We start from the raw sequence: 26,320 nt of genomic DNA, 5'->3' as shown, positions 1-26,320 counted from the left end.
AGACGGGTGAAGGGCATGGAGTGAAATTCAGCGGAGGCGACAGTTTAGCGTGGCGCTTCGTTTCGAGACGGCGAAGGCGCCGGATTTAAGAACGCCTGGTTTAAGAGCACCCGGTTTATGAGCGCCGGACTTAAGGACGCCGAACGCGAATTCGCTAACTTCAAAGCCGCCGACTGCGCATTCGCCGCCTCGAAATCTCCGTGGACGATCAACCACGGGAAGGGCCATTCAACGCGCACCACCTCCCCAACAAGCGCTCGCCAAGCTCCGGGAAACATCACGCTCACCGCACCCCAAACCACTAGGCCAAGTCCTCCGCCCGCCCCGGCAATTGACGAATCAGCCCCCACACCGCCTCCGCCGCCGGCGAAAGCGAGCGATCACGCCGGCGCACCAGTTCGACCGTTCGCTCGGCACGTGGCACGAGCGGCCGGGCAACCAGCGAAGCCCCCGCCGGCAGCGGCAATGCCAGCCACGGCAGCACACTCACGCCGACGCCCGCCTCGACCAGCCCAAAAACGGTCGCGGAATGCCCCAACTCCTGCACCACCGTGGCGCTCACGCCGTATTCCTGCATCACGGCGTCGATGATCGGCCGGCTGCCCGACGCGTAGTCGAGCATGACGAGCTGCTGGCCTTCCAGATCCGTCCACGCTATCCGCTCCTGTGCCGCCAACGGGTGATCGTCGCGGCAAACGACACAGAACGAATCCGTCATCAGCGATTCGCTGAGCAGGTCGTCAGCGGCGAACGGGCCGATGATCACGCCGAAGTCGACCTCGCCCGACTTGACCTTGCGCACCACGTCGCTCTGCACGTCGTCGCGCAAACCCAGGGCGACGTAGGGAAACTGCTGCCCGCACGCGGCCACCACGCGCGGCATGAGGCGGCACGCCACCGTCGGGCTCGCGGCCACCACCACCCGTCCGCGACGCTGCTCGCCAATTTCGCGGATCTCTCGCAGTGCGTCGTCCAGATCCGTCAGCAGACGCGACACGCTCGACACCAGGTTGCCGCCCACATCCGTGAGCTGCACCTCGCGGGTGGTGCGATCGATCAGCTTGAGGCCGATCTCGCTCTCCAGTTCGCGCACGCAGCGGCTGACGGCCGACTGCGTCAGGCCGATTTCATCGCCGGCCCGGCTGAAGCTTTGCAGACGGGCGACCTCGATGAAAACCCTTAGCTGGCGCAGCGTGACATTCATTTACCAACCTCATCAATTGCATCATTTGATGCGCATTGTATGGCGAAAGTCAGCACCACATTCGTTTTTCACTATTGCGTTGCAATGCAGCAATAAGGCGCGAACGCACGCTGGTCGGGCCTGATTGCACAAGATTGGTGATTGTCCCGATTTGCGAGATGGGTTTTTTGGATTCTTATACGCCCCTAGCTAGCGCCCGCGCTGGCCCGCTGTCACGGGGCTTTCAGGCGGTTGGACTCAACTTGGCACACTTCCTGCATTTACCTGCACACAAGGGTCGGCGCCATGATTCTGACTGCATAGCAGACCGTGGCAAGCCCGACCCTCCTTGGCACTCGCCTATCGAGTGCATGGAGAGTGCGCGGCGCGGGGCAGCGCACCGGAGTTAGCTTCGCTGAGGTGAAACATGATGCTGTTCGACGATTTGAGAGACAACGAGTGGGCGCTGGTCGAGGCGTTGTTCTGTGCGGAGCCAGCACGGAGCGAACGGCGCGGTCGGCCACGCGTAGAAGCGCGCGCGGTTGTCAACGCCGTGCTGTGGGTGCTGTCGACAGGCGAAGGCTGGTCCAAACTGCCGGGCCGTTATCCGTCGCCGCCGACTTGCCGCCGTCGCTTCGACGAGTGGCAAGCCGATGGTACGCTCGCCGAAATAGTTAAGCGACTCGGCACGAGCGGCCGCGAAATTTCGCTGCGCGGCCGTATTGGCGCGACCGCTGCGAAACCGCCGGCACCGCCGAGCCGTGACCGCCTGCGCGGCGCGTTCTGGACCAACCCGGAATCGTGGCGCGCTCCGGTCAAAATGGCCTGACGCGAACTGCTTCACTGCCTCACTGCCGGGCGCTTACGGGCGCCCGGCATATATCTGTTCCCCGGGTCGCCGTGCGCTGCAAGCCGGCGCTCGCCGCATCAGTCATGGGCACCGCTCTCCGGCGCGCCTAGCATAGTCGTCCCTCCTGTTACACCCAGCCTGCCTGTGCGCTGCTTCAGACGTCTGAAGCAGCGCGTTAGTTGCTGGTGAAACATCCATTTACTATTACTTACAGCGTGCTTTCGCGACTGGGCATACCTTATGTGTATGCAAACAGGCCTTGAGTCAATCGGCTTGACGGGAGCTCAGCATGAAACCAATGTCACTGCTTCTGTGCGGCATTGTCGTTTCATCGATGGCCGCACCGGCGCTCGCACAGCAGCGCCAACAGGCTTGGAACTGGCGGCCGGATCGTGCGGCCACCGTCGAAGCCTGGCAGCAAGGCGACACGCACGCTCGCGATTTCACGCCGCCCGCGCCGCGCGGGGATTTGCGCGGCGATATCGCCAGCAACGTGCGCACACGGCCGGAGGCGCCTCGCCAGGATCCGACGCGTCGGCATTAGCCATGCTCAGCGTATGGACAGCGATTCTCCGCCCGCCCGCAAGACAGCGTTGCGGATATTGATTAATTGGGGGAACCACCCCGCCTTATGGCAGTCTGATTTAGCGCCATTAGCGCAGCGTGGCAGTAGTAATTCCGGTACGCCCGTATCCTCGCGATACGGGCTTTTTTTTGAGCCTTTCTTGCAGCTATTGTGCGTAACCAGCGCGTGTAGATGCGCAAAGCGTCCGGTGCGGCACCGATGTGCCACACGTGGATTACACAGCAGAAGATCGGAGCAATGGAATCACGCCGGCCGCGTCGAGCGGCCGGGAAATAATGCCTGCCAGTCTGCCGGACCTATGGCCGGACTTCGAGCGCGGCGGCAGGCCGCGTGTCGGCTGTGGCCACGACGTAGTCGTTCATTCGCTGTGCAGTCCAGCTGAGCAGGCGCTCGTCGTGTGCGAGCCGCGCAAACTCCGCTCTGCCCCGCTCGGTGAGCACGGCGATATCAACCGGTGCATGAAAACCCGGAGCCGGTGCGACAGTGCGCTGCCGAACGGTGTCCATCAAGCCTAGTGCGCGAAGATATTGAAAGACGCCCGGCCTTCTGGCCCATGGAACCTGGCGATATTGCGCCCGCCGCAGCGCTTCAAGTACCGCTTCGTTGGAATACGTGGTCATCTCACTTCTTTCTTAAAGTGCAGCTATGACACATCCATGCCAACACGTCACCGCGCCACCAGTGACGCGCATAGCACCCGCCCTTGGCTGGAAGCTGGCTGCCACTGGTGCAGCCGAATTCCGCCAGGTGCTGCCTGGTCTCGTTTTCGGAACCCCCGTCTGAACGCCATGTTAGCGTTCTGTCCACGAACCGACGATGCAACCGCTGCGGCGCGATAGCAAGCTCGTAGATTTGTCCCGAAAGACATACGTTACCCCATTTAAATTGATTCTATTCACTTTATTGGCGCTTTTTTTTGCAGCAATCGTGCTATGGAAGCGTGCCAGACGGCCGCTCGCCGTCTGCACCGCTGCCTTGTTCTGGCTGCTCGCCGCCGGCTGGCTTACCGTACCCTTACTGCATCTCGCACAGCCGCGCTGGCAGACCGATACGCCCGCCCGATTCGCTCCGCGCACTGCCATCATCATGCTGGGCGGCGGCACGGTCTATGACGACGACCACGTGCTCGTACCCCCCCGCGACGTGCTCGCGCGCATCATGGCGAGCGCGCAGAACTACGCCGCCTGCAAACGTGCCGCGGCCATATGCCATGTCATCGTGAGCGGCGGCAATCCGCAGCGGCATCGCGCGACCGAGGCCGATACCTATCTGCCTTATCTGTTGCGCCAGCAGGTGCCGCGCGCGGACATCGTGCTGGAAAACAGCAGCCGCACTACCTATGAAAACGCGCGCAACGTGTCCGCCGTTCTGGAGGGCTCACGTTACGATTCGTTGATCCTCATTACCTCCGCCTACCAGATGCCGCGCGCCATGCTCGACTTCCACCGTTTCGGCCTCGCACCGCAACCGATGATTTCGAACGCGCGGCGCGCACACCTTGGTGTACTACCGCGTTATGACAATCTGGTGAGTGCGGAGATCGCGTTGCATGAACTGATCGGGATCGCACAATTTCATGTCTATCGTGCAATCGGCTGGTTCTAGAATCCAGACAACATCACCAACCAGTTTATTTAGAGATGCGAAGGTTGTGGTTAGGCATTCAACCCTTGCCGTGACTTGGGCGTGAAATCAGCCCGTGTCGCGACGGGGCGTGAGCGTAACAAGATGTAACGAATTGTCATCGCGCTTACAAAACCTCCCGCTGGAGCGGATATTGCTGACTAGAATGCAGTGTCTTTCCGTCTGGACAGGCAACTACTCGGGTCCACAACCACTCTGCGGAGGTAGCAATGAAGAAAGTGTCCCTGGCGATCCTGGTTTCCCTCAGTGCCGTAACGGGCGCGGCTTATGCGCAGGACAACGGCGTCATGATGAGCACCGATCCGGCCAAGGCCGCCGACGTCGAGCAGCGTGCGCAAGATTTGCAAAACCGCCAGCAAGCAATGGAAAGCGCACCGGCCGCGACAATGAAACACCATAAGGGAGGCATGCATCACAAAAAAGCTCCCAAGGCGGACGCCGGGTCGTAAGCACCCGGGTCGCAAGCGCAATTACTCACTCACCTGCGGCCCTGCCGCGGAGGTGAAAAGCCGAAGCCGGCACCGCCGGCTTCGGCTTTTTGTTGTCTAATCGACTGGCGAGAGCGCTAGCGAAGCAGCTGGCAAAGGACTTGCAAGCCCCGGATCAGCGCGGCGTGCCCACCAGGCGCGAACGGGCCGCTCGAGCCCTGCGGCGCGCAGCCGACGGTGTGCTAAAGTCGCGCACCGACCGGCACCCAGCCGGAATCCCTAACCCGTGCGCACCCTGGTGCGGAGGACAGCATGAGCAACATCCAGCTTGATATCGAATGGACTGAGGCCGCATCTCGCAAAATCGAAAAACTGATGCCGCGCGGCGGTCAGGAGGCGTTTCTGGCGCTGCCGCCCGTCGAATGCCTGCCGATGGAAGGCGACGTGCTGTTTCTCGGGCCGGACGGCAAGCAGCAGCCGTTCATCGTCGCGGAACGGCAGTATCACCACGACGGCGACGCCGACTGGACCATCATCCTGATCCTCGACGTTCCGCAAGCCACGCATTAACAGCCCGATGTAATCAAACGGCACGCGGATTTGCCGGGCCAACTCATTCGGCCGGCAACCCGCGCGCCGTTGCGCGACGCGCCGTCTGTCGCCGCCCGCCCGTTCAGGCGATCTTCGACACGACGCGAACTTCCGCGTGCTCGACCCAGTCCGCCACCACTTTCCTGTAAGCCGTGATGTGCGCGGATTGCGCATGCGCCGCCAGGGCTTCCTGGCTTTCCCAACGCTCGACAAATACGAACCGGCGCGGCTCCTGCACGTCGCGGTGCAAATCGTATTGAAGCGCTCCCTGTTCCTTGCGCGTCGGCCCGACCAGCCCTTCGAGCACCTCACGCAGTTGCTCCTCGTAGCCCGGCTTCGCCACCGAGATTGCGACCACCGCGATTTCCGACATGCCTAACCTCCGTTTCACAGAAAGCAGCAGCATACCGGGCGCCCGCCAAACGTGCAGGATCCGCGTACCGGCCGGCGGCTTCGCCGGCCACGCATCGTCGGGGCCGAGCCGATAACCCGTTCCTGCGCCCCTACGTCAGAGCCGCCCTTGCCTGGAGTTTGGCGGGTGTCCGCGTGGCGCCCTGTTACGCTCGTTTTCATACAGGCGATTGATTGCGACGAAGGCAATCGGTTTTGCGCACGGCAAGCGGGTGCAAAACTCGTGCGACAGGCCGGCGGCAGCATGGCGGACGGCCTTGGGAAACCGCCCGGCGGGACATCCGGCAGGAGCGCCGGCACAACCCCGCGTCTGTGATTACCCGCACATTCACGCGAATTGCAAACTGCTAGACTGGTTTTGATTAATCCGCCGGAGTTCAGCATGGCTGGCATTGCTCTGCGCGTTCCCGGGCTGTATCCGACCCGCCCCGCACACGTGAGGGCCGAGCCTCCGTTGCGCGCCGAATCGTCGAGCGCGCCCCGTCATCCGCTTGCCGCGAAGCCGCCATGTCCGCTCTCCTGCCCGCCTTTATGCCATCCGTCAGCGAATTGACCCTGAGCGGCCTGCTCCCGCATCTTGCCCGGCACGAGTCCGGCTGGACCGCGACCTGGCGCGCGCTGACTTTGCACAGCGTGTTCCAGCCGGTGCTGTCGGTGACGCACCAGTGCGTCGTCGGCTATGAGGGGCTGCTGCGCGCGTTCGACCCGGTCGGCCTGCCGGTTTCGCCGGAAGTGCTCTTCTCCGGCACCCGTTCGGCCGCCGACGCGCGCGAGCTCGACCGGATCGCGCGCTGCCTGCACGTGGCGAACTTCATGGAGCAAGGCATCAGCACCGGCTGGCTCTTTCTGAATACGCGCCCACAGGTATTCGAAACCGGCTGGCCGCAACGCGCGTTCATCGACGAACTGTCGGCGCACTTCGGTCTGCCGCAGGAGCGCATCGTGATCGAAGTGCTCGAACAGCCTGCGGACGACGAATCCGCCGTCGCCAGCATGCTCGCCGCCTCGCACCCGCGCGACTTTCTGATCGCGATCGACGACTTCGGCACCGGCTTCTCGAACTTCGACCGCGTATGGCGCTTCCGTCCCGATATCGTCAAGCTCGACCGTTCGCTGGTCGCGCGCGCCGGCAAGCGCGAAGGCGACGACTCGATGATCAGCCACCTGATCGCGATGCTCCATCAGTCAGGCACGCTGGTGCTGGCCGAAGGCGTCGAAACCGACGAAGAACTGATGATCCTGATGGAGGCCGACGTCGATTTCGTGCAGGGTTTCTGGCTCGGTCAGCCGAAGAGTTCCGTGCAGGCGGCCTGCGCGAAAGTGCCGGAGCTGATCGACTCGATGTGGAGCAAGTTCGCCGACTACCAACGCCGGCATGCCGGCCATCAGCGGCTCGGGTTCGAAGGTTTCGCTGAAGCGGTGCTGGCCGCCGCCGAAACCTACCAGGCCACCGGCGATCTGCGCCAGGCAGCGCAAAAGGTGTGGCATCTGCCTGAAGCACGCCGTGTGTTCATCACCGACGGACAGGGCGAGCAGACCCTGCCTTCGGTCACGGCCGCCTCGGTGCCGCCGCCGCCGCTGCGGCTCGCGCCGCTCTATAGCGACACGCGCAGCAACTGGTCGCGGCGAGCCTATTTCAAGCACGCGCTCGCCGCGCCGGGGCGTGTCGCGATGATGGGTCCGCACTATTCGCTCGCCGACGGCCAGGACTGCTATACCGCCGCTCTCGCGTTCGAGCATGACGGCACTCATGTGCTCTGCGTCGACTTCGTGCCGACCACCGCCACGCCGGACCTGCGCCCGGTAGCGGGACGCGGCGGCAAGCGCTAATCGTCCACCCGGCCGCGGCCGGATTTGATCTCGCTGCGTTTGGCCTTGCCGTCGAGGCGCCGCAGGTTCGACGCGCGCGTCGGCCGGGTCGCGAAGCGGGGCTTGCGCGTGACGCTGACGCTTTCAATCAGTTCATCGAGTCGCGCCAGCGCCGCCGCGCGGTTCATCTCCTGAGTCCGATGCTCCTGCGCCTTGATGATCACGACGCCGTCGCGCGTGAGCCGGTGATCGGACAGCGCCAGCAGACGCATTTTCAACACCTCCGGCAACGACGAAGCGCGCACGTCGAAGCGCAAGTGAATGGCGCTCGAAACCTTGTTGACGTTCTGGCCGCCCGCTCCTTGCGCGCGCACTGCGGTCAGTTCGATTTCGTTCGATGGGATCGGATAGCGGGATGTCATGACACGGGATTGGGCTGGAAGACGTGAGTGTACACAGTGCGCCCCAACGCCGATTACGGACTATCGGGCGCGCTTGCGTAGGCGAAAAACTATTTGCATCGGCACCGCCGCTTCATCGATACTGCGCTTTTCGCTTACAGCGTAAATTCACATGAAGCTCCGTCCGGGTTTTGTGCTGGAACTGGCCGTCAACTTCCTGCTGCCATGGCTCGCTTACCGGCTCGCGCTGCCGCATCTGGGCGAGACTGGCGCGTTGATCGCGTCCGCCGTGCCGCCGATCCTCTGGAGTCTGGTCGAACTCGTGCGATTCCGGCGCGTCGACGCGCTGAGCGTGATGGTGGTGTCCGGCATCGTGCTCTCGGTTGCGGCGATGGCACTCGGCGGCAGTCCGCGCATGCTGCTGTTGCGCGAGTCGCTGGTGTCTGGCGCGGTCGGCGTGGTGTTTCTTCTTTCACTACCCATGCGCCGACCGCTGATCTTCTATCTTGCGCGCGCCACCGTTGCCCGCGAAATGGAAGGCGGCGCCGCGCGCTTCGAAACGCTGTGGCAGGAGCGCCCGGCGCTGGTCGCCGCGATGCGCCTGATGACGCTGGTGTGGGGCGTCGGCCTGACCGGCGAAACGGCGCTGCGTGCGTGGATGGCGCTCACCTGGCCGATCGAGCGCTTCCTCGTGGTTTCCCCGTTCATCGGCTACGGCATTTATGGCGGCCTGACGCTGTGGACGCTGTGGTATCGAAAGACCATGCGCGCGCGGGTCGAGGCGCGCGTGCAGTCGGGTGGAGCTGCTGGTTGAACGGTTCCGGCGCGCAATGCGGCCGTCTGCCGTTCAGTTTGTCTAGTTATCCGACCTGCCGTTGCCGGCAACGCAGCTGCTCCCACGTCATGCTATTCAGCGCCATGCCACACTTCCGCTATCCGCGCGGCCAAGCCCGAATCGCGCTGTGTCGGCGTTTCAATGGCTTGCGCCAGCACGGCGCGAGCCCCGACCACTTCCACCCGCTCACGCGCGCGGGTGATCGCCGTGTACACCAACTCGCGCGACAACACCCGGCTGAATACCGACGGCAGCATTAGCACCGCATGCTCGAACTCCGAGCCTTGCGACTTGTGAACCGTGAGCGCGAATGCGGTGTCGTGCGGCGGAAGCGCCGCCGGCGACACCGCTCGCAAGCCGCCGTCGCCGGTACGGAAATACACCCGCAACGCGCCGCTTGCGCCCGGCAGCGCTATGCCGATGTCGCCGTTGAACAGACCCAGTGCGTAGTCGTTGCGCGTCACCATTACGGGACGCCCGGCGAACCACTGCGCGCCCACTGCCAGCGTCACACCGGCCGAGCGCCGCACCTGCGCCGCCATCGCCGCATTCACCTGATCGACGCCGCGCGGCCCCGAACGGGTCGCGCACAGAATGCGGAAACGGTTCAACGCGTCGAAAAGCGGTAACGGGTCGGGCGTTTCGGCTGCAAGCGCTGCAGCCAGCGCATCGGCGTAGGGCGCGAAGCCTGCGGCAAGACGCGCGACGGTGCGCTCGGCAAGCGTCGCATGGGTGTCTTCGTAAAGCGCCGCTGCGCAAGGTTCCGAGGGATCAGCGTGTAGGACGTCGAGCGCCGCGCTCGCCGAGCCGTTACGGATCGCAAGCGACAGGCGGCCGATCGGCGATTCGAGACCGAACCGATAGTTACGCTCGAGCCAGACGACGCAATCGGCGAGCGGATTTAACGCGTGCGGTGCCGGACCCGGCGATGACGCGGCACCGTCAAAAAGCTCACCCGCGAGCGGTTCATTAAAGACGTCCTGCGAATCCGCACAGGCGAACAGATCGTCGGGCCGCGCTTCGAAAGCGTCCGGCGCATTGGACTGCTTGAAAGAACCGGTGCGCTCCTCGCCCAAGCTGCGCGATGCGTGCGGCAACGCCTGCGTCAGCCGCGATTCGTCGATGCCGAGCGCCTCCGCGATCCGCCGCAAACCATCTTGCGTGAACGCCGGACGCGCGCTGAGTTCGGCGAACACCGCGCCGGCTTCCACAGCGGCCAGTTGGTCCTTGTCGCCCAACATCACGAGACGCGTCTGCGGTGCAAGAGCGTCGAGCAGATGCGCGGCCATCGCGACATCGATCATGGACGCCTCGTCGATCACCACGACGTCGTAAGGCAGCGGATTGTCCCGATGATGCCGGAAGCGCCCGCCCGGCCCGGAACCGAGCAAGCGATGCAATGTGTACGACGTCTGCGGCAAACGGGCCGCGAGTTCGGGCGGCAAATCGCCGGCACGCCCTAGCAAGGCCTCCTGCATGCGTTGTGCCGCTTTGCCCGTGGGCGCCGCCAGTGCGATTCTCAGATCAGAGCGCGCATCGAGCAGGCAGGCAAGCACGCCGACCACGGTGGTGGTCTTGCCGGTGCCGGGTCCGCCGCTGACGATAGTGAGTTGTCCCGACAGCGCCATAACCACCGCGACACGTTGCCAGTCGACTTCGTTGTCTTTCGGCGTGCCGAAGTAGCGCAGCAGGCGCTCGTGCAAGGTCTGCGCGTTGCCGCCTGCTTCAGCACCGAGAGCGGCACGGGAACTGACACCCGCTCCAGCATGCGCGACCAGCGCGCGCGCAAGCCGCCGCTCGTAATCGTAATAGCGAGCCAGATACAACCGCCCTTGCCCATCCACCACCAACGGCCGCAACGCTGCCGCGCTTTGCGAGCCATCGCTCGCCATGCCGCTCGCGAACAGCGCCGCGCGCACTTCGGCACTCGATGCCTCGAAGCGTCGCGCCAGCAACGCGAGCGGCACGCACACGTGGCCCTCGGCCGTCGCGCGGCTCGCGGCGAACGCGCCCCGCGCCGCCCATTTGACCGCCTCCGCCGATGCACCGCCGCGCCGCGCCAGCGTGCCGATGCGACGCGCAAACCCTTCCGCGAGCGCGGTGCTGAAATCGGCCGGCGCGGGCAGATTCACGCCGATGTCGTCGAGTTCGGGCGGCACAGACGCACTCTGTTCGAACGTGCTCATGCGACACCTCCGATCATCGCCGCATCGAGCAGCGCGACCAGTTCGAATGCCGGGCGCCGCCTGTGCACGCCCGCCGGCCCGTCGGCGTCATGCCAATGCGGACGTACGCCGCGCACGAACAGATACAGATAGCCGCCGATGTGCGTGTCGTACGAATAATCGCGCACCCGCGTTTTCAGGTAACGATGCAATGCGACCGTATAAAGCAGCGCCTGCAGGTGATACGCGTGACTCGCCATAGCCGCTTCGAGCGGCGCGGCGGCGTAGTCGGCGGCCGTGTCGCCCAGATGGTTCGACTTCCAGTCGACGATCCAGAAACGTCCGTCGTGCTCGACGATCATGTCGATAAATCCTTTGACGAACCCGCGCAGCACGCCGGGTTCCAGTGCGACGTCAGGATAGCCGTGTTCGATCAGCAGTTCCCGCAACGCAGGGAAATCCAGCGACGGCGCCGCGAACAGAAACTCGAGCTCGTTCAGACGCCGGCGCGGATCCAGATTCGCGAGCCTCATGCCAGGCTGCAGTTCGGTAGCGACCACGTCCCGGAGCAGGTTGTGCATCATCGCAGGCAGGCGCGCGGCGAGCTCAGGCCCAGCCGGCGCCGGACGCTCGCGCAGCGCGCCGCGAATGGCGTCGGTCCACGTAGGCGGCGCGGTGAAATCGGCGAGTTCGAACATGCGGTGCAGACAGTCGCCCGCCGCCGCGCCGCGCGGAAACGCGAGAACATCGTCTTCCGCGTGGGCTTGAGGGTGCGGTGCAGGCACCGGCGTGACCACGAGCGCATCGGCGATTTCGTCGTGATCGGGGCGCACTTCTTCCACCGGCGCGTGCGCCTCATCAGCTTTGCTGCCCGCGGCGATCAGGCCGCTGAAACTCGCCATGCGCCACTGATCGCGCAGCGGCCTGCGATTGGCCCGCGCCTGCATATGCGCGCTGCGGTCCTGCAGGCTTTCCAGCGGCACGCGGCGCTCGGGCCTCGGCAAGGGCTGCAGCGTGATCGACCCACCCGCCAGCGCCTGCCAGCGCGCCGACAACGCGGCTTCGTCGGGCGGCTCGGCGAGCCAGTCGTCGAAACTGTGGCCGCTGCCGCCCACCAGCCAGTTCAGCACGCTGCGGCGCGATTCCCTGGTTGAGCGCGACGACTGATACGTGCCGGCAACCAGATAGCAGCGGTACACCGCGCGCGTCAACGCCACGTAGACGAGCCGCGCCCGCTCCGCCGCCTGCTCGCGCACCGCGTAGCGCGACGCATGTTCGGCTTCTTCGTCGTCGCAACCGTAGTGCAGCACCGCTGTGCCTGTTTCGTCGTGGTACTCGCGGGCATCCGGCAAGCCGGACGACGGCGGCTCGCGCAACGCGCCATCGTTCAGGAACGGACAGAACACCACCGCGTATTCGAGCCCTTTCGATTTGTGGACGGTAACGATCTGCACGAGGTTGCGATCCGATTCGAGTCGCAACTGCGCCTCTTCGCCACCGCCCTGGGTGCGTTGCGCGGCGAGCCAGCGCAAGGTCGGTGCTATACCCGGTTGCGTCGCGGCGCGCGCCTGCACGAGTTCGGCCAGGTGGTTCACGTTCGTCAGACGACGCTCGCCGTCCGGTCCGGCAACCAGCCGTTGCGCGACACGCAGCTCACGCATCAGCGTGCGCCACATCACCGCGAAGCCGCGCTCATGCCACAGCGTGCGGTAGCGCGAAAAACGTTCCACCCAGCCCATCGCGTCGGCGGCGTGCGCGGGGTCGTCGGCGGGCGACGGCGCGTCGGCCACCTGCTCGAGACGCCACAACGCGGCGGCGTCGAGGCCCAGCCAGTCGGTTGCCAGCGCGGCGCGCAAACGGCGCAGATCGCCCGGCGTATCGACCGCGGCGAGCACGCGTTCGATCTGCTCGGCATCGAGCGTCGCGAACACCGACGCCTGCGCCAGTTCCACGCTGCCGACACCCCACGCGGCCAGCACGCGTTTGATCAGACTGCCCTGCTTGTGCGTTTGCACCAGCACGGCGATGTTGCCCGGCGCGAGCGGCGCGTCGCCGATCGTCACCATGCCTTCGCGCGCGCCGCGCAGCAGCCGCACGATCTCGGCGGCGCACGCCTCGCTCGCTTCGCGCTGAGCCTCGCGCTTGTTCAATGCGGCATCGCCCTGCGGCAAGGTCCAGATACGGAAGTCGCCGGCGCTCGCCTGCGGGTCGGAGAACGGTGGCCTGCGCCGTTCGCCCGCACGCACCGGCTGATAGTCGAGACCGTCCAGCACGAATGCCTGAGGATTGGCTTCGAAGAGCCGATTGCATGCCTCGACGATCGGCGCGGTCGAGCGCTGATTGACGGCCAGCGTGTAGCACGCGGATGCCGCCTCGCGCGCCGCCAGATAGGTATGCAGATCCGCCGCGCGAAAACTGTAGATCGCCTGCTTCGGATCGCCGACCAGAAACAGCGGACCGGCCGGCGCGAAAATGCGGCTGAAGATCGCGAACTGCAGCGGATCGGTGTCCTGAAACTCGTCGATCAGCGCAGCCGGATAACGCGCGCGCAAAGCGTCGGCAAGCCAGGGGTGCGCGGCGAGCGCGCGATACAGGTTGGACAGCAGATCGTCGAACGACACGACCCGGCGTGTGCGCTTGCGCGCCACCAGTTCGGCGGGTGCGTAGTCGAGCCAGGCCTGCACGAGCGAGAGCCAGCGCGCGCGTTGCGCGGCTTCGGCCGCGACCACGGCCGCCGCCAGCGCTTCAGCGTGTTCGAAGAACGGATGCACGGGCGGCTCGAACTTCACCTTGGTGGCCTTCTTCAAGGCTGAAGCCGTCAGCTTCAACGCCGCTTTCGGCGGCGGCGCATGGCAGTCGCCCTGCGCGAAGTATTCGGTCCATGCGGCGATGGCGCCGCTCACATGATCGGGCTTGTGCGAAGTCTTGCTCAAGCGCTCCTGCGCCTCGGCCAGCAAACTGACGATCGTGTCGCGCTCTGCATGCCAGAGCTCGCAGGCCGCATCGAAGCCTGCTTGCGGATCCGCGCCATTGCCGCTCGTGTCGAGCTTACCCCAGCGCAACTGCGCCAACGGCTTTTTCAGACGCCGCGCGAGCTGCTCGTCGAGTGAAGCGGGACCGGCGTGTTTGGCCACCAGCCACGCGGCAAATGCGGGATGCGCATGTGCCACCGGCTCCACCTGCTCGCGCCAGAAATCAGCCGCCATTTCGAAGCGCAAGGCCGCGTCGTCGGCTTCCATTTCGAAAGCGAACGGCATGGCCGCGGCAAACGGCGCTTCCTGCAACGCGCGCTGACAGAATGCGTGAATGGTGTGGATCGCCGCCTGGTCGAAGGTGCGCAGCGCGCGTCGCACCATTTTCAAGGCGGCCTCGCGCTCGATGCCCCGCTCCGGCGCCAGCGTCGTTTCAAAGAGACGGCGGACGAACGGATCGCCGCCGTCGTCGTCCATTTCGATCGCCCGGTGCAGTTCGGCGAGACGGCCGCGAATGCGCTCGTGCAATTCCGCCGTCGCCGCCTTAGTGAACGTGACGACCAGAATCTGATCCGCATTCAGGTTCTTTTCGAGCAGCAGCCGCACATACAACGCGCAAATATTCCAGGTCTTGCCGGTGCCCGCCGAAGCCTCGATCTGATTCAGGCCGTCGAGCGAACAGGCGAAGACGTCGAGTTCCTCGGCCACCAGCGCGTAACTCCGCTTGCCCCCGCTCATGACGCGCTCCGCAGATGCTGGATGAGCGGCTTGAACACGATCGCGGCGAGACTGCCGAACGGTTCCTCGAGCGTGAGCGGCGTGCCGCGCAAGGCGATGCGCAACGCGGGGTCGTCGGACTCGCCGCGCACGCGGTCGTTGATCCAGACGCCCAGCGCCGCGGATTCGCTTTCGCTGACCCGGGCCCACGCGCTCTTCGGGAAAAAGCGCAGCGGCAGCATGCGCCCTGCCTTGAACAACGCGGCAAGCGGCGCCAGTTCGTCGAGCGGCGCGGCGACCGGTGTGAGTTCGAAGCTCTCGCCGCTGCCATGCCATACGGTGCGGCGCGGACCGTCCGGCCGTGCGGCGCAATACACCAGATGCGCGAGCCACGCCGACAGATAGTCGCGTGCGGTAGGTTTGGCGTAGCGGAAAATCACTTGTCCTGTTTCGGTGAGCAGATTCAGACTGCCGTGCAGTTGCAGCGGCGTTTGCGCGGCTTGCCGCAGCAGCGCGTCATGCGGGCCGAAAAGCGGGCCGGCGATCTCCGCGCTCTCCGGCCAGCGCGGTGCGATGTCGAGCACGAACGGCAAACGCTCGACACCCGAAGCCGCTTCGCGGCGCACGCTGTCGGCAAGCTGGCGCAACGCGCCGAGCTCACGTGCGCGCCACACCGCGCCGGTCGCGCCGCCCGGCAATTCCGGGCTGGCCGCCGCCACGCGGCGCACGCGTTCGAAGATGACGTCGTCTTCCGTAGCGGCGTCGAGCAGGACTGGCAAAAGACGATCCGCCAATGCATCGCGCCCGGCGTAATCCAGTTCGAACGGCTCGGTGTCGAGCAATTCGCCCTGTGCGTCCGACAACACGATGCCCAGCCGGTCACGCAACAACGCCCGCGCAGGATGACGCCAGAAGCGCACGAATTCGTCGAAGGCGATCGGCGCCGGCTCTTCTGGCGGCAAGGGTCGATCGAAGAAAGGTGCGGCGGCGGGATGTGCGGGCGCGGCCAGTAACGTGGCCAGCTCGGCGCGATCCGCGTCGTAGCTGAAGAGACCGGATTGCGGCGAGAAATAGTCCGATGCGAATGCCTGCAACGGATGTTCGACAATGAACGCATGCCGCGCGCTCCCGACTTCAGCCGGACTCGCGCCCTCGCCCGCCGACACCTGCGCAAGATGGTCGAGCAATTCGTCGACCAGCGCGGCCGGCGGCAATGGCGCGTTGTCGCGAATGCTGCGGCCCGTATAAGCAATGAAGAGGCGATCGCGCGCGGCGAGCAGCAGATCGAGGAACAGATTGCGTTCGTCGTCGCGCCGCTGGCGGTCGCCGGCTTTGCCGAACGCGGCCATCAGATCGAACTCGTCGGCGCGCGCGAGACTCGGCAGCACACCGTCGTCCATGCCGAGCAGGCACACCACGCGATACGGCAACCCGCGCAAACTGGTCAACGACGAAAACGTCACGCTGCCCCAGGGCACGCCGCCGCGCGCCGGGTCGTCGAGCGCTTCGGTGAGCGCGCCGCGCACCACTGCGGCGGGCATCGCGACCTCTTGCGCGCCGGCTTGCATTGCGTCACCCATTTGGTCGATCGCGTCGCGCACGGCGGCGAGCGAATGGGCGAATTCAACGCCGCCGTCGAAACACTGCGCGAGCGTGTCGAGCAGCAGTTGGGTCCATTCGGCAGGCGTGCGTTCGACCGCGCAATTCGCCGCGAAGCTGTCAATGTCGTCCACGAAGCGCGACAGGCGGCCGAGCAGCTCGGCATCCGCGCCGTCGGCGCCTTCGACCGGCAGCCACGCGTCAACCGGTTCGCCGCCGTCCGGCATGGCGTAGCCGAGATACAGACGCGTAAGCGCATCCGCCAACGTATGACGCGCGATCGGCACATGTTCGCCGGTCGGCTCGACCGGTGAAAGCCCACGACGCGCGCCGGCCGCGGCCAGCCATTCCTGTGCGGCTTCGAGCGAACTCGCGTCGATCCCGTAACGCACGGCAATGGCGTCGACACGCAACCATTCGATCAGGTCCGGCGCGCCCACGCTGCGCTCGGGCAAGGCCAGCCAATCGAGCAGCAACCGCGCGACCGGATTGGCCTGCGACGGCGGCAAGCCGGTGATCCGATACGGAATGCGGCGGGTGTCGCCAGGCGGCGTGGTGCCGAACACGGCGTCGATCAAGGGGCCGGCCGCCGCGAGATCGGATACGGCGACCAGCACGTCGGACGGCTGAAGGTCGTCGAATTCGTCGAACCAGCCGAGCAGGCGATCGTGCAGCACTTCGAGCTGCCGCGACAGACTGTGGCAAACGTGGACCTCAATGCCTTGCTCGATCGGCAGTTCGTCGGCGTCGGTCTCCTTGCGCAGATCGAGGATGCCGTTCTGCACGGCGGCAAGCCAGCTCGGTTGCGGATTTTCCGTGAAATCGCCGGTCTCGCCGGAGGCCGCGCTCTCGGTCAGCTCGTGCAGCATGTGCAATTGCGCCTGGGTCTGCCGGCCCCACTCGGCGAGCAGCGGATGGCCGACTTCCTGATAGTCGAGCTGGCCGGCGGCGTCGAGCGCCTGAACACGCCCTTCGCTGACCACGTCGAACCAGAACTCGCGGCACGGGTTCATCACGTACAGGCGCACGTCGACCCAGCGCGAAAGCGCGCGCAGCAGCGCCACGTGCAACGGCGGCATGGTGGGCAGCGCGAAAACGCTGACCGCTTCGGGCCACTGTGCGTTCGAGATGGCCTCGAGATCGAGCGTGCCGATTTCATCCAGAAAACGGTAGGCGGGCGGCAACGCGGCTGCGGCCGTTTGCCCGTTTCCCGCCAGTTCCGCGAGCACCGCGCGCCACAATGCGGCTTGCCAGCGCTCGTCTTCGCGCGCCGCTTCGCTCGCGCCGACAAGACGCGGGCCGGAGTCGTCCGCCGCACCGCTCGCGAAGATCGAGCCGCCCTTCTGCCATTGCAGCAGCCATTCCGGGCGATACGTCAGATAGTGGTCGAGCACGGTCGCCACGCGCCGCGCCAGTTCGTAGCGCATCGAAGCGTCCGCCGCGTCGAGATACGTGCGCAGACGCGGCGACGCATTCCAGGGCAGCGTTTCTCCCCCGTCGTTCAGTTGGCCCAGCAGCCGGTAGCAGCGCCATACGAGCCGGTCTGGCGCGAACGGCGAATGCTTCGGCACCTCGATCACGCCGCCGATCTGCGCCCACAGCCATTGCGCGAGATAACCAAAGTTGACATTCGCGCAGATGCCCTGGCGCGCGGCGATATCGAGCTCAAGACGGCGCCGCACGGCAGCGCTCGGGACGATCACGGGCTGCGCGGTCCAGGGGTCGGACGGCGCTTGCGCCAGGTCGTCGAGCAGCGCGCCGACAAGCGTTTCGTAGCGGTTCGAGTAGAAGAGCTGGAGCATGGATCCTGGGGTTTGCATGCGGCACTGGCGGAACGCCGGAGCCGCGACAGACAGTGAAGCGACAGCATAACAAACGCATGCTCAACGCAGAACCTGGCCGAACGGACGAGGTCAGATCACCCATGAAATCAGTTAGACTCGACGGCAGTTTGGGTCTGCCCCTTCAACCGCGGTTTTCTCAGTGAATGGAATCCAGGCAGTCGATGCGCTATTCGGTCGAAATAAAAAAATTCCTCTATAGCCAGTACTTTTATGGCGGCCTGCGCATCGCAGTCGGCGTGTCGTTACCGGCGGTACTGTGCCTGATCGTGTTTCACGATCGCGATCTCGGCTTCACGATCGCCACCGGCGCGCTCGGCGCGTGTGTGGTCGACATGCCGGGTCCGCTCAAGTACAAGCACAACGAAATGCTGGCGTGCACGGTGATCGGCTTCCTGTCCGCGCTCGCCACCGGCCTCGCCACCGTGAACGCGGTGGCGCTGTGGTGCACCGTCGTGCCGCTCACCTTCCTGCTGTCGCTGATCGTCGTATATGGCAACCGCTGGCCGCAGATCAGCTTTGCCACGCTGTTCATGATGACCATGACGCTGGAAGAGCATTTCACGCCGGTGCAGGCGCTCGTCAACGCCTCGTGGATTCTGGTGGGCGGCCTCTGGTACACCTACTGGTCGACCTTTGTGAGCCGCTGGATGATGCACCGCATCGAACAGCAGGCGCTGGCCGAAAGCGTGTTCGCGTGCGCCGATTATCTGCTGGCGCGCGCCCAGTTCTACGACCTCGATAACGATCTGGACGAGTGTTATCGCAACCTGGTCGACAAGCAGATCGCCGCGGTGGAGCGCCAGGATGCCGCACGCGACATCGTGCTGCGCAACCTGCCCAAGCTCAAGAGCGGCAAGCTCGAGCCGCGCCGTGCCATGCTGTTCAATCTGTTCATCAACACAGTCGATCTGCACGAGCTGTTTGTCGGCGCGCACACCGATTACCCGCTGGTGCGCAACACGTTCGGCGGCTCCGATCTGCTGGTGTTCTATCGCGATCTGATCCGCAAGGCGGCCGCCGATCTCGAGGAGATCGGGCTCGCGGTGCTGCAAAACCAGGCGCCACGTACACGTGTGAACGTCAAGGCGGAATTGCGCGCCATCGAATTCGAAATCGAGTTGATGCGCAAACAGAACCTGCCGGCAAAAAACCATGAGGCCTATGCGGCGATCTCGTCGACTTTCCGGCGCATCTGGAGCGCCACGCGCCTGATCGACAAGATGCGCAAGAGTCTCTCGAACGAACCCAGCACTACCGAGACCGAATTGCGCCTCGACCAGGCGCTCACGCGTTTCGTGTCGAGCCGCCGCGTGCCGTTCGGCCAGATCTTCTCGAACCTGACAATGGCCTCGCCGAGCTTCCGCCATGCGCTGCGCGTGACGATCGCGGTCGCCGTGGGCTTCTGGCTCGGCCGTCTGCTTCCGCTCACCAACGCGTACTGGATCGTGATGACCACCGTCATCATTCTGAAGCCCGGCTATTCGCTCACCAAGCAGCGCAACGGGCAGCGGATCGTCGGCACGCTGATCGGCTGCGCGGCAAGCATCGCGCTGATCGTATTCGTCAAGGAACCTCACATCCTGCTGGTCGTGATGTTCGCGTCGATGGTCATGAGCTACAGTCTGCTGCTGTTCAATTACACGGCGAGCGTGGTGTTCACCTCGTCGTATGTGCTGCTCATGTTCCATCTGCTCGCGCCGGGCAGCATGCGCATCATCGGCGAGCGCGCGATCGATACCGTGGTGGGCTGCGCAATCGCAATTGCGGCAAGCCACCTGTTCCCGTACTGGGAATACCGTTTGATGGGCAAGCTCGTCAACAACATGATCAGCGCGACGCGTCAATACCTGGAAGCAAGCTGGTGGTGGAGCGGCAAGCCGGCCGCGGCGGTGGTCGCCACCGTGACCGAGGCCGGCGCGCGCGCGCCCGCGGCGGCGATGGCCGATCCGGCGATCGACTTCGGCAAACCGGCGCTCGCGACGGCAGGCGGTGGCGTAAGCGCGGCGGCGGGCAGAGGCGTAGGTGTTGGTCCGAACGGCGGAGCAGGCGGTGCGGTAAGTCAGGGTGTAAGCGCTGCCTCAAGCGGTGGCGCAAGCGGTGCAGCAAGCCAAGGCGTAAGTGCTGCCTCAAGCGGCCGCGCAAGCGCCTCTGAAGGCAACAACGCAAACGCTCAAGCGGCCGTGGATGCCGATGCAGCAATACCGCCTGCCGACGTCGGCGCAGGCACCACCACGGTCAGCAATCCGACCGCGAAGCCGGCCTCCGGCGCCTCCGCTGCCGCCGCAGCCGCGGCAACCGCGCTCGATCGCGATTACCGCTACCGGCTCGCCCGCAAGAACGTCCACGTAGCGTTCGCCAATCTGGGCCAGGCGTTTCAACGCATGATGCTCGAACCGAAGTCCGCGCAAAAGTTCGTGCCGGAACTGAACGGCCTGCTGGTGCGCAGCCACGTCCTCGCTTCGCAGATCACCGCGGCCGCGCCGCTGCTGCGCACCACGGCGCAACAACAGGCCGAAGGCATCTCGCTACAGCCGCTGCAACGCGCGTTGAGCGTGGTGCGCGACAATCTCACCGAAGCCGAAACCGGCACCGCGCCGCCCGCCGATCAGGCCGAGCAGATCAAGCAGTTGAACCGTGAGCTCGATGCGATGGTGGTCGAAACGGAAAAGTCGCCGGACTATTCGGCGGACGCCGTGCACGATATGAAATTGCTTGCGCATCAATGCAAGCAGATGCTGGCGGCGGCGGCATTGATCCGCAAGGATGCAAGCGTGATTCGCCTGCCGGATGAGTGAAACGGCGTGGCGTGAGCCGACATCTCGCGTTGTGCGGCCGGTGTGCTCTTACGTTTTGGATAGGTCGGCGTTTTGCCTGGCGGCGAGCGTCGCGCGACGATCAGGCGCGGTGCTCAAACCAGAGTGCGTGCAGTCTTACTGAGCCGCGCCGCTTGCCGGCTTCGCCGCGGTGGCCGCTGCCGCCGCGTCCGATGAAATCGACGGTGCCGGTTCGTTCTGGCTGTCGAAATCGTGCTTTTCCTTGATGGCGTTATAGAAGAGCGTGGCGATCACCAGCAGTACCGCGACCACGATGAAGACAGCAATGCCAAAGGTCGGGTTCTTCTTGCGCGGCGGTTTGTTCATGAGGCGGGCTCGGTTCGCGAGGCTGTCGCGGATGGGGTCTGGGAAGGCGGCATTCTACGCCCACCGAGCTTGCACTCGGCTTGCAATGGGCACAGACCAGGTGTCAAAGGGCATGCAAGCGCGCTATGGCTATAGATCCGAACGGTGGGACTGACAAACGCCCAGGGGTCTAGAACTGTGCGGTCAACTGAAAACCCGCGGAGACTCGCGTGGTCGGAAATCCCGACGGCTTGTAAATCGGCGTACCGGCGAAAAGGTCGTACGCTAAGCTGCCGAGACGAGCCGGCATGCTCCCGCGCAGACCGATCACAACGCCCGCCAGTTGCGTGCCCGCGAGAAAGGCGGTGCTGGGGCCGAAAACCTGGCCATAGTCGATACCCGCATAGAACGAATGTCGCGTCTGGCCGATCGGCAGCTGGAGTTCGTTTCGCCAGTAAAACCCCCGCTCCGCCGCGAGCAGCGTTTCCCCGTCGAAGCCGCGCACCGTGTAGCGGCTGCCGATGGTCAGGTCATCGATGTAGTTCAGCGTGTTGTTCGTGAACTGACCGTGAAAGGTCGTCACATATCGCAGGCTCTGGCTCGCGACAGAAAACGGCACCGACAGGTTCGCATCGAACACGGCCATGTGAAAGCGGTACGTCGGGCCGTTCGCCGTATCGGGCATCGCACCGAGCCAGCCGATGCCCTCCCGGTAGGCCAGCGTGCCGTCGAACTGTGCGGCGCCGAAGTAGTGGCGGTCGGTCAGCCCTGCCTCGATGAACGTGTTGTCGCGATGCTGCTGCGGAATTTCGGTGTCCTCGATGAAGCTTGCGCCCCAGCGTTTGGTCAGTTGCGCCTCAAAGCCGAACACGTCGTCCTGGCTGCGGCGCAACACACGTTGCAGTTTCAGCCCTGCTATCTGTGAATTGCCGCTTGATACAAACGTCTGGTTCACCGCAGCGATCTGCTGGTAATAAGTATTCGTGTTGCCGAAGAGCGTAGCCGTCCAGTAACCCCAGGGAACCGAATAGGAGCCGTTCCAGCCGTGCGAGCCGAGGCTTTTGTCTCCCAGTTCGAGGTCCTGATTCGCGCCCACGTTGAATATGTCGTTCAGTCCGAGTGGATTGTCGATGCCGACGCCGAGGTTGCCTTGCAGCTTGCCGGTGGCCCGCGTGCCTGAGTTGTCGACGGAAGCAACGACGCTCCACGGCTTTGTGCGTTTTACGGTGATCTCCACATCGCTCTCGCCCGGTGTTCCGGTCGGCACGACCTGCATGTCGACATCCTGACTCGCGACGCGCTTCATCTGTTCGAGTCCCTGTTCGAGATCGCGCAGGTCGAGCAGATCGCCGCCGCGTGCCGGAAATGCCGACTTCCACGTGCCACGCGTTGCGGAGTCGGCGAAGCGTAACTGGCGAATAACACCGGGCACGAGCGAGAAGCGCAGCGTGCCTTTCGACAGGTCCTGTTCCGGGACAAGGACGCGCGTGGTGATGTAGCCCCGGCTGAGAATCACCTGCGCGAGGCCCTTGACGATCAACTCGACGCCCTGCTTGCCGACGCATTGTCCGCTGTAGTGATCGAGCCATTCGCGGGCAAAGGCAAAGCGGTCCTGCGGCAGCGCCGAGGCGCCTTGTGCACGAACGGCATCGGGCAAGGTCTCCGGTATGTCCAGAACGAATGACTGGATGCGGAAGCAGGGAGTCCCGGCAGGCAGTTCAGGCCAGCCGGCGGCCTTGGGCGTATTTGTAGCGCGCCATGAAACCGTCGTCGACATTGACTCGCTGTGGGTCGCTTTCCCATGCATTGGAGTAGCACGCCCCCACTCTGAACGACGCGGCTTGCTGGTCGTTGCCCGACTTGATACGCACACGTGCTGAAATACGAGGATCGTAGTCGGGAGTTCCAGTTGTGACGTAATGCGCTGGCGCGCATCCGGCGGTGAATGCGAAGGTGAAGAGGATACCTGCTGTCAATGTGCGCATTATTGCGCCTCCTTTATTATCATTGGCTCTCCGGCTGGAATGTGAAATGGGATTGGACTCTAACCCCTTGTGCGGCAAGGAATGACGATCACTTCGTCGGCTTTTAAAGGGGTTGGCCTACGTGAAACGTGCAGTCGAGAGCGATTGACTTATCCAGCCCGACGAGCTTGTTCATTTCTATTGCTTTATCGGCGTGAACGTGACGGTCGCTTCGGTATGCGGCGTGAATATTTAGATACTGCTCTTGCTGCGTTAAGGTTAAACACCGCCCCGGAAGTAATCGGACCGTAATAATAAATCTTCCTGGCCGAAAACTGTGCGCTAATTGCGCTGTTGATAGGTGGAGCAGCGGTCGTCGCCTCTGTTACGGATTGGTCCAATAAGGCTTTGCAGTGCTGTCGTGTGTGCTTGCGGCATTTGGACTCACGTCTGTGCTCGGGAATGCCTGTTTGCTGTTGGCAACGTATGAATCTGGCGATCACCGCCACCCGCCGGCGACCCGACCGCGCTGCCGGCGTTGCCGACTGCGGCAATCGTGCGCAGAGAGGGCCCTGAGCCCGTTCATCCTGACTGCTAGCAGCCGCCTGCGACTGCTGGATCGTGTTATTGATCGCATCCCCCTGCACTACCGCCCAGCCCGAGCGTGACGCCGCTCGTCTTCGTCTCCTGCGTCTCGTCATGGTGATTCGTACCCGTCGCCGCATCGGGCGTGGCGCTCGCAGCCTTGCCTGTCACATCCCGCGCCGCGATCACATCCCGTACGAACAGGGCAAACGGACTGCTTTTCCGTGGATGCAGGTCACCGACGCGATGCTCGAATACATGGGACTCCTGCCCGGACAGCCATTCGATGGGTGCACTTGCCGGCGTCGTGTCGAAGCGTTGCTCGACCGCTGCGAGCATCACATCACGCACGACGGCCGCTATGGCCGCCAGTAGTCGCTGCCCAACTGATAGCTTCCCGGTCATGGCAGTCCAGCGCAGGCTCGTCATCATGCCGGACTGAATGACCCCATAAACAACAGACCCGGCGCAAGGCCGGGTTTGTTGTTTCAGCTAAAGAAGATATTCTTTACCACCACGTACGCGATGAAGCTCATCAGCGCCGTGAAGACAACCGCACCCACTATTTTCTGGCCTCTTGTTTTAGGCGTTGAGCCAGGAATACCAACCATAGTTACCACCCCATTCTTGTTTTGCCCTGGTCACTGCTATACCCACCTCCAGTGCCGCCAATATTGGTGTTCTTGCCTGCGCTCACTCCACCACCAACGCCAACAACTGTCGCGGTCCCATTGCCCGGCGAGTTCATAATGCCAGCACCAAATATGCCATAAGCGGCAGACATGCCACCAGCATAGCCCCCGGCGAAGTTATTCGTCTGGCCTGGTGCAACGCTGGATTGATTAAGCCATCCAGCAGTAATGCTAGCTGATGCTTGAACCGGATTCGGAAGCGCCATATTTACGCCCGTACCGAAGAACGCATTCCCATCCCGTGTGAACGTTCCCCACACACTACCCACGAAGTAATCCACCTGGAAGTTCACAAAGTCCGGCAACCGGAACAGCCCCGGATTCGAGCCAGTCGTCGTCGCCTGATACGTCAGACCGCTGCCCTGTGCACCGCTCACAATGTACGCCTGTAAATTGGGATCGCCCGCACCAAGGCTTTACGCCCACATCTGCTGTCCAGCCTGGTTCACGCCGTACGGCGTCCAGCTCGTTCCATCGTTTGGCTGATCCCCGACCGCCACCCGCACACCTCCCGATTCCGTCTGGCCGCTTGTTGCCAGATTCATCTGCGCCATCTGCTCCTCGATCTGCTGCTCGGTGTACTTGCCCCCGCTTTCATCGGCCAGCTCTTGCGCAAGCGTTTTTTCCTTCGCATGCAACTGCCGGTTGAACCGGTCTGTGTTCATGGCTTGAACCAGGGACCGAATCTCTCAGGTTCATCACTGATCATTCCGGCTTTACGCAATGACTTGGGCAACACACGGATAAGCCAGATAGTGATCCCAATAAACAAGGGGATACCAACCCACAGCATGGACTCATTGTCACCAAGCTTGAATATTATTCGGCAGAGCCCCGCAACTACAAATGACCAAAGCCCCGCACCACACAATGCGAATAACCCAACGGTAAAGCATATCTCTACGGTCGCATAAAGCCTTCGCCAGTTCATTTCTGATTCCTTGAATTGCGAATATCATTTATGACTGTCGCGCCCTTGGATCCTACGCCATACACCAGAATGCCCTGTGTGGTCCCGTAGGGCGCCGCCTGATTAATGAACGGAATGAGCGTGTTGTTGTTAATGCGTGGCACCGTCACGTCGAACATCGAACCAGGACGATTCAAACCGTCAGCTGTTCCCATCTTGAGCGGAACCTGCGCCCTTAGCGCCAAGATGGAAATCCCCAAGTTGAATGCATCGTACGCAGTATCGCCCCACGTTGGGTTCAACTGGTTAAACCCATACTGCAACGGATTCACTCCCGGCGAATTGATGCCGTTGTAACGGTTGTACAACCCATCCGCACCTTCGGCTATATCACTCAGGCCAACGGCAATCATTCCTGCACCAGCCACACACCCTGCACCAGTCGTCGCGCAAATACCTGCGCCGGTCTTGGCCGTCACTCCGCCGAGCACCACCTTGGCCGAATCTTTTGCGGTCCCCAGCGGATCACTTTTCACCATGTCCGTGATCTTCTGCCCCGGCGAGTAGTTGAACAATCCCGCTTCCTGCTGACGGTTCACCCACTCAATCTCCGGCCCAAGCTGCGTCGCCTCAAGCTGACTCACATAGTTGGCATTGTACTGGTCGCTTCCCTGCGGATACTCGGCCCAGCATTTCACTGCGAGACATGCCGCCTTTGTCAGTTTGTCCTGTTCCGCCTGGTCGCCGTTCGCCTGTTTTGCTATCGCGCTCTTTTCATCCGGGTGAAGTTGTCTGTTGAACCGAACCGTATTGCTACCGCCCGTAGGAGTCGCACCGAACGTTATCGCCGTCATTGATTTGCTATCCGTTCGGACAGGCCCGTCGCTAAGAGACCATTTCAAAAAGACCCCGAGGGGGCTGTTAACCTTTTCGGCAAGCTGTTAACCTTGGCCATCTGAACAACAGGAACCAAGGGGATGGGCACGCCGATCATTGATGACGAACTGTGGGCATT

The 26,320-nt window shown here is 63.6% G+C and carries 19 protein-coding genes and 3 pseudogenes; 8 read left to right on the top strand and 14 right to left on the bottom strand.

Annotation, left to right across the window (positions count from 1 at the left end; genetic code table 11):
• Positions 1 to 301: 301 nt before the first annotated feature.
• Positions 302 to 1,204 (bottom strand): LysR family transcriptional regulator, encoded by a 903-nt coding sequence (locus tag NE850_RS17205; protein ID WP_007182301.1) that lies wholly within the window; start codon positions 1,202 to 1,204, stop codon positions 302 to 304.
• Between the two features lie 409 nt (positions 1,205 to 1,613).
• Here NE850_RS17205 and NE850_RS17200 point away from each other — a divergent pair.
• Together NE850_RS17200 and NE850_RS17195 are read left to right on the top strand one after the other, a co-directional pair.
• Positions 1,614 to 2,009: pseudogene (locus tag NE850_RS17200) on the top strand (transposase); the annotation flags it as partial.
• Positions 2,010 to 2,322: 313 nt separating this feature from the next.
• The gene (locus NE850_RS17195) at positions 2,323 to 2,577 is read left to right on the top strand and encodes a hypothetical protein (RefSeq protein ID WP_007182302.1); all 255 of its coding nucleotides are present in this window, start codon (positions 2,323 to 2,325) and stop codon (positions 2,575 to 2,577) included.
• A gap of 338 nt (positions 2,578 to 2,915) precedes the next feature.
• Here the strand turns inward: NE850_RS17195 and NE850_RS17190 are convergent, their stop codons facing one another.
• A complete protein-coding gene (locus NE850_RS17190; RefSeq protein WP_007182303.1) occupies positions 2,916 to 3,239 on the bottom strand; it encodes a hypothetical protein in 324 nt (107 codons plus the stop codon).
• A 265-nt stretch (positions 3,240 to 3,504) separates the two neighbouring features.
• Here NE850_RS17190 and NE850_RS17185 point away from each other — a divergent pair, with 265 nt between their 5' ends.
• The 3 genes from NE850_RS17185 (at position 3,505) to NE850_RS17175 (ending at position 5,261) form a co-directional block, all read left to right on the top strand.
• Complete coding sequence (locus NE850_RS17185; protein WP_232064138.1) at positions 3,505 to 4,224, top strand: YdcF family protein; 720 nt, start codon at positions 3,505 to 3,507, stop codon at positions 4,222 to 4,224.
• Positions 4,225 to 4,472: 248 nt separating this feature from the next.
• A complete protein-coding gene (locus tag NE850_RS17180; RefSeq protein WP_007182305.1) occupies positions 4,473 to 4,712 on the top strand; it encodes a hypothetical protein in 240 nt (79 codons plus the stop codon).
• Between the two features lie 291 nt (positions 4,713 to 5,003).
• A complete protein-coding gene (locus tag NE850_RS17175; RefSeq protein WP_007182306.1) occupies positions 5,004 to 5,261 on the top strand; it encodes a hypothetical protein in 258 nt (85 codons plus the stop codon).
• 103 nt (positions 5,262 to 5,364) lie between these two features.
• On the opposite strand, the gene NE850_RS17170 is transcribed toward NE850_RS17175, so the two are convergent.
• On the bottom strand, positions 5,365 to 5,655 hold the full coding sequence (locus NE850_RS17170) for a putative quinol monooxygenase (protein ID WP_310698972.1): 291 nt from the start codon (positions 5,653 to 5,655) through the stop codon (positions 5,365 to 5,367).
• A 545-nt stretch (positions 5,656 to 6,200) separates the two neighbouring features.
• Between NE850_RS17170 and NE850_RS17165 the strand changes: the two genes are divergently transcribed.
• On the top strand, positions 6,201 to 7,523 hold the full coding sequence (locus NE850_RS17165) for an EAL domain-containing protein (RefSeq protein WP_007182308.1): 1,323 nt from the start codon (positions 6,201 to 6,203) through the stop codon (positions 7,521 to 7,523).
• On the opposite strand, the gene arfB is transcribed toward NE850_RS17165, so the two are convergent.
• A complete protein-coding gene (gene arfB, locus NE850_RS17160; protein WP_007182309.1) occupies positions 7,520 to 7,924 on the bottom strand; it encodes an alternative ribosome rescue aminoacyl-tRNA hydrolase ArfB in 405 nt (134 codons plus the stop codon). The two genes, NE850_RS17165 and arfB, sit on opposite strands and share 4 nt — an antisense overlap.
• Positions 7,925 to 8,075: 151 nt before the next feature.
• Between arfB and NE850_RS17155 the strand changes: the two genes are divergently transcribed.
• On the top strand, positions 8,076 to 8,717 hold the full coding sequence (locus NE850_RS17155; protein ID WP_007182310.1) for a VC0807 family protein: 642 nt from the start codon (positions 8,076 to 8,078) through the stop codon (positions 8,715 to 8,717).
• Between the two features lie 92 nt (positions 8,718 to 8,809).
• Here NE850_RS17155 and NE850_RS17150 read toward each other — a convergent pair whose 3' ends face one another.
• Genes NE850_RS17150 through recC form a run of 3 tightly spaced genes read right to left on the bottom strand, consistent with a single transcriptional unit; the run spans position 8,810 to position 17,993 of the window.
• Positions 8,810 to 10,924: an AAA family ATPase gene (locus NE850_RS17150; RefSeq protein ID WP_310698971.1), complete on the bottom strand. Its 2,115-nt coding sequence runs from the start codon at positions 10,922 to 10,924 to the stop codon at positions 8,810 to 8,812.
• Positions 10,921 to 14,613: an exodeoxyribonuclease V subunit beta gene (recB, locus tag NE850_RS17145; protein ID WP_310698970.1), complete on the bottom strand. Its 3,693-nt coding sequence runs from the start codon at positions 14,611 to 14,613 to the stop codon at positions 10,921 to 10,923. Before recB ends, NE850_RS17150 begins: the two co-directional genes overlap by 4 nt.
• Positions 14,610 to 17,993: an exodeoxyribonuclease V subunit gamma gene (recC, locus tag NE850_RS17140; protein ID WP_310698969.1), complete on the bottom strand. Its 3,384-nt coding sequence runs from the start codon at positions 17,991 to 17,993 to the stop codon at positions 14,610 to 14,612. The genes recB and recC overlap by 4 nt, the downstream gene beginning before the upstream one ends.
• Before the next feature lie 203 nt (positions 17,994 to 18,196).
• Here recC and NE850_RS17135 point away from each other — a divergent pair, with 203 nt between their 5' ends.
• Positions 18,197 to 20,830 (top strand): FUSC family membrane protein, encoded by a 2,634-nt coding sequence (locus NE850_RS17135; RefSeq protein WP_007182314.1) that lies wholly within the window; start codon positions 18,197 to 18,199, stop codon positions 20,828 to 20,830.
• A 135-nt stretch (positions 20,831 to 20,965) separates the two neighbouring features.
• On the opposite strand, the gene NE850_RS17130 is transcribed toward NE850_RS17135, so the two are convergent.
• The 7 genes and pseudogenes from NE850_RS17130 to NE850_RS17105 form a co-directional block, all read right to left on the bottom strand.
• Complete coding sequence (locus tag NE850_RS17130) at positions 20,966 to 21,175, bottom strand: hypothetical protein (RefSeq protein ID WP_007182315.1); 210 nt, start codon at positions 21,173 to 21,175, stop codon at positions 20,966 to 20,968.
• A 169-nt stretch (positions 21,176 to 21,344) separates the two neighbouring features.
• Positions 21,345 to 22,880, bottom strand: a pseudogene (locus tag NE850_RS17125) (ShlB/FhaC/HecB family hemolysin secretion/activation protein); the annotation flags it as partial.
• Positions 22,873 to 23,139, bottom strand: a complete 267-nt coding sequence (locus NE850_RS39485) for a hypothetical protein (RefSeq protein ID WP_405044850.1) — start codon at positions 23,137 to 23,139, stop codon at positions 22,873 to 22,875. The pseudogene NE850_RS17125 and the gene NE850_RS39485, both read right to left, overlap by 8 nt.
• Before the next feature lie 825 nt (positions 23,140 to 23,964).
• A pseudogene (locus tag NE850_RS17120) lies at positions 23,965 to 24,121 on the bottom strand (IS3 family transposase); the annotation flags it as partial.
• A 195-nt stretch (positions 24,122 to 24,316) separates the two neighbouring features.
• A complete protein-coding gene (locus NE850_RS17115; protein ID WP_310698968.1) occupies positions 24,317 to 24,772 on the bottom strand; it encodes a hypothetical protein in 456 nt (151 codons plus the stop codon).
• A 39-nt stretch (positions 24,773 to 24,811) separates the two neighbouring features.
• On the bottom strand, positions 24,812 to 25,060 hold the full coding sequence (locus NE850_RS17110; protein WP_310698967.1) for a hypothetical protein: 249 nt from the start codon (positions 25,058 to 25,060) through the stop codon (positions 24,812 to 24,814).
• Positions 25,061 to 25,322: 262 nt separating this feature from the next.
• Positions 25,323 to 26,159, bottom strand: coding sequence for a hypothetical protein (locus tag NE850_RS17105; RefSeq protein WP_310698966.1), 837 nt, complete (start codon positions 26,157 to 26,159; stop codon positions 25,323 to 25,325).
• Between the last annotated feature and the right edge of the window lie 161 nt (positions 26,160 to 26,320).

It is taken from the genome of Paraburkholderia sp. USG1 (genome assembly GCF_031570135.1).
Lineage (GTDB): Bacteria > Pseudomonadota > Gammaproteobacteria > Burkholderiales > Burkholderiaceae > Paraburkholderia > Paraburkholderia dioscoreae.
This window is presented reverse-complemented; position numbering and strand designations above follow the sequence as displayed.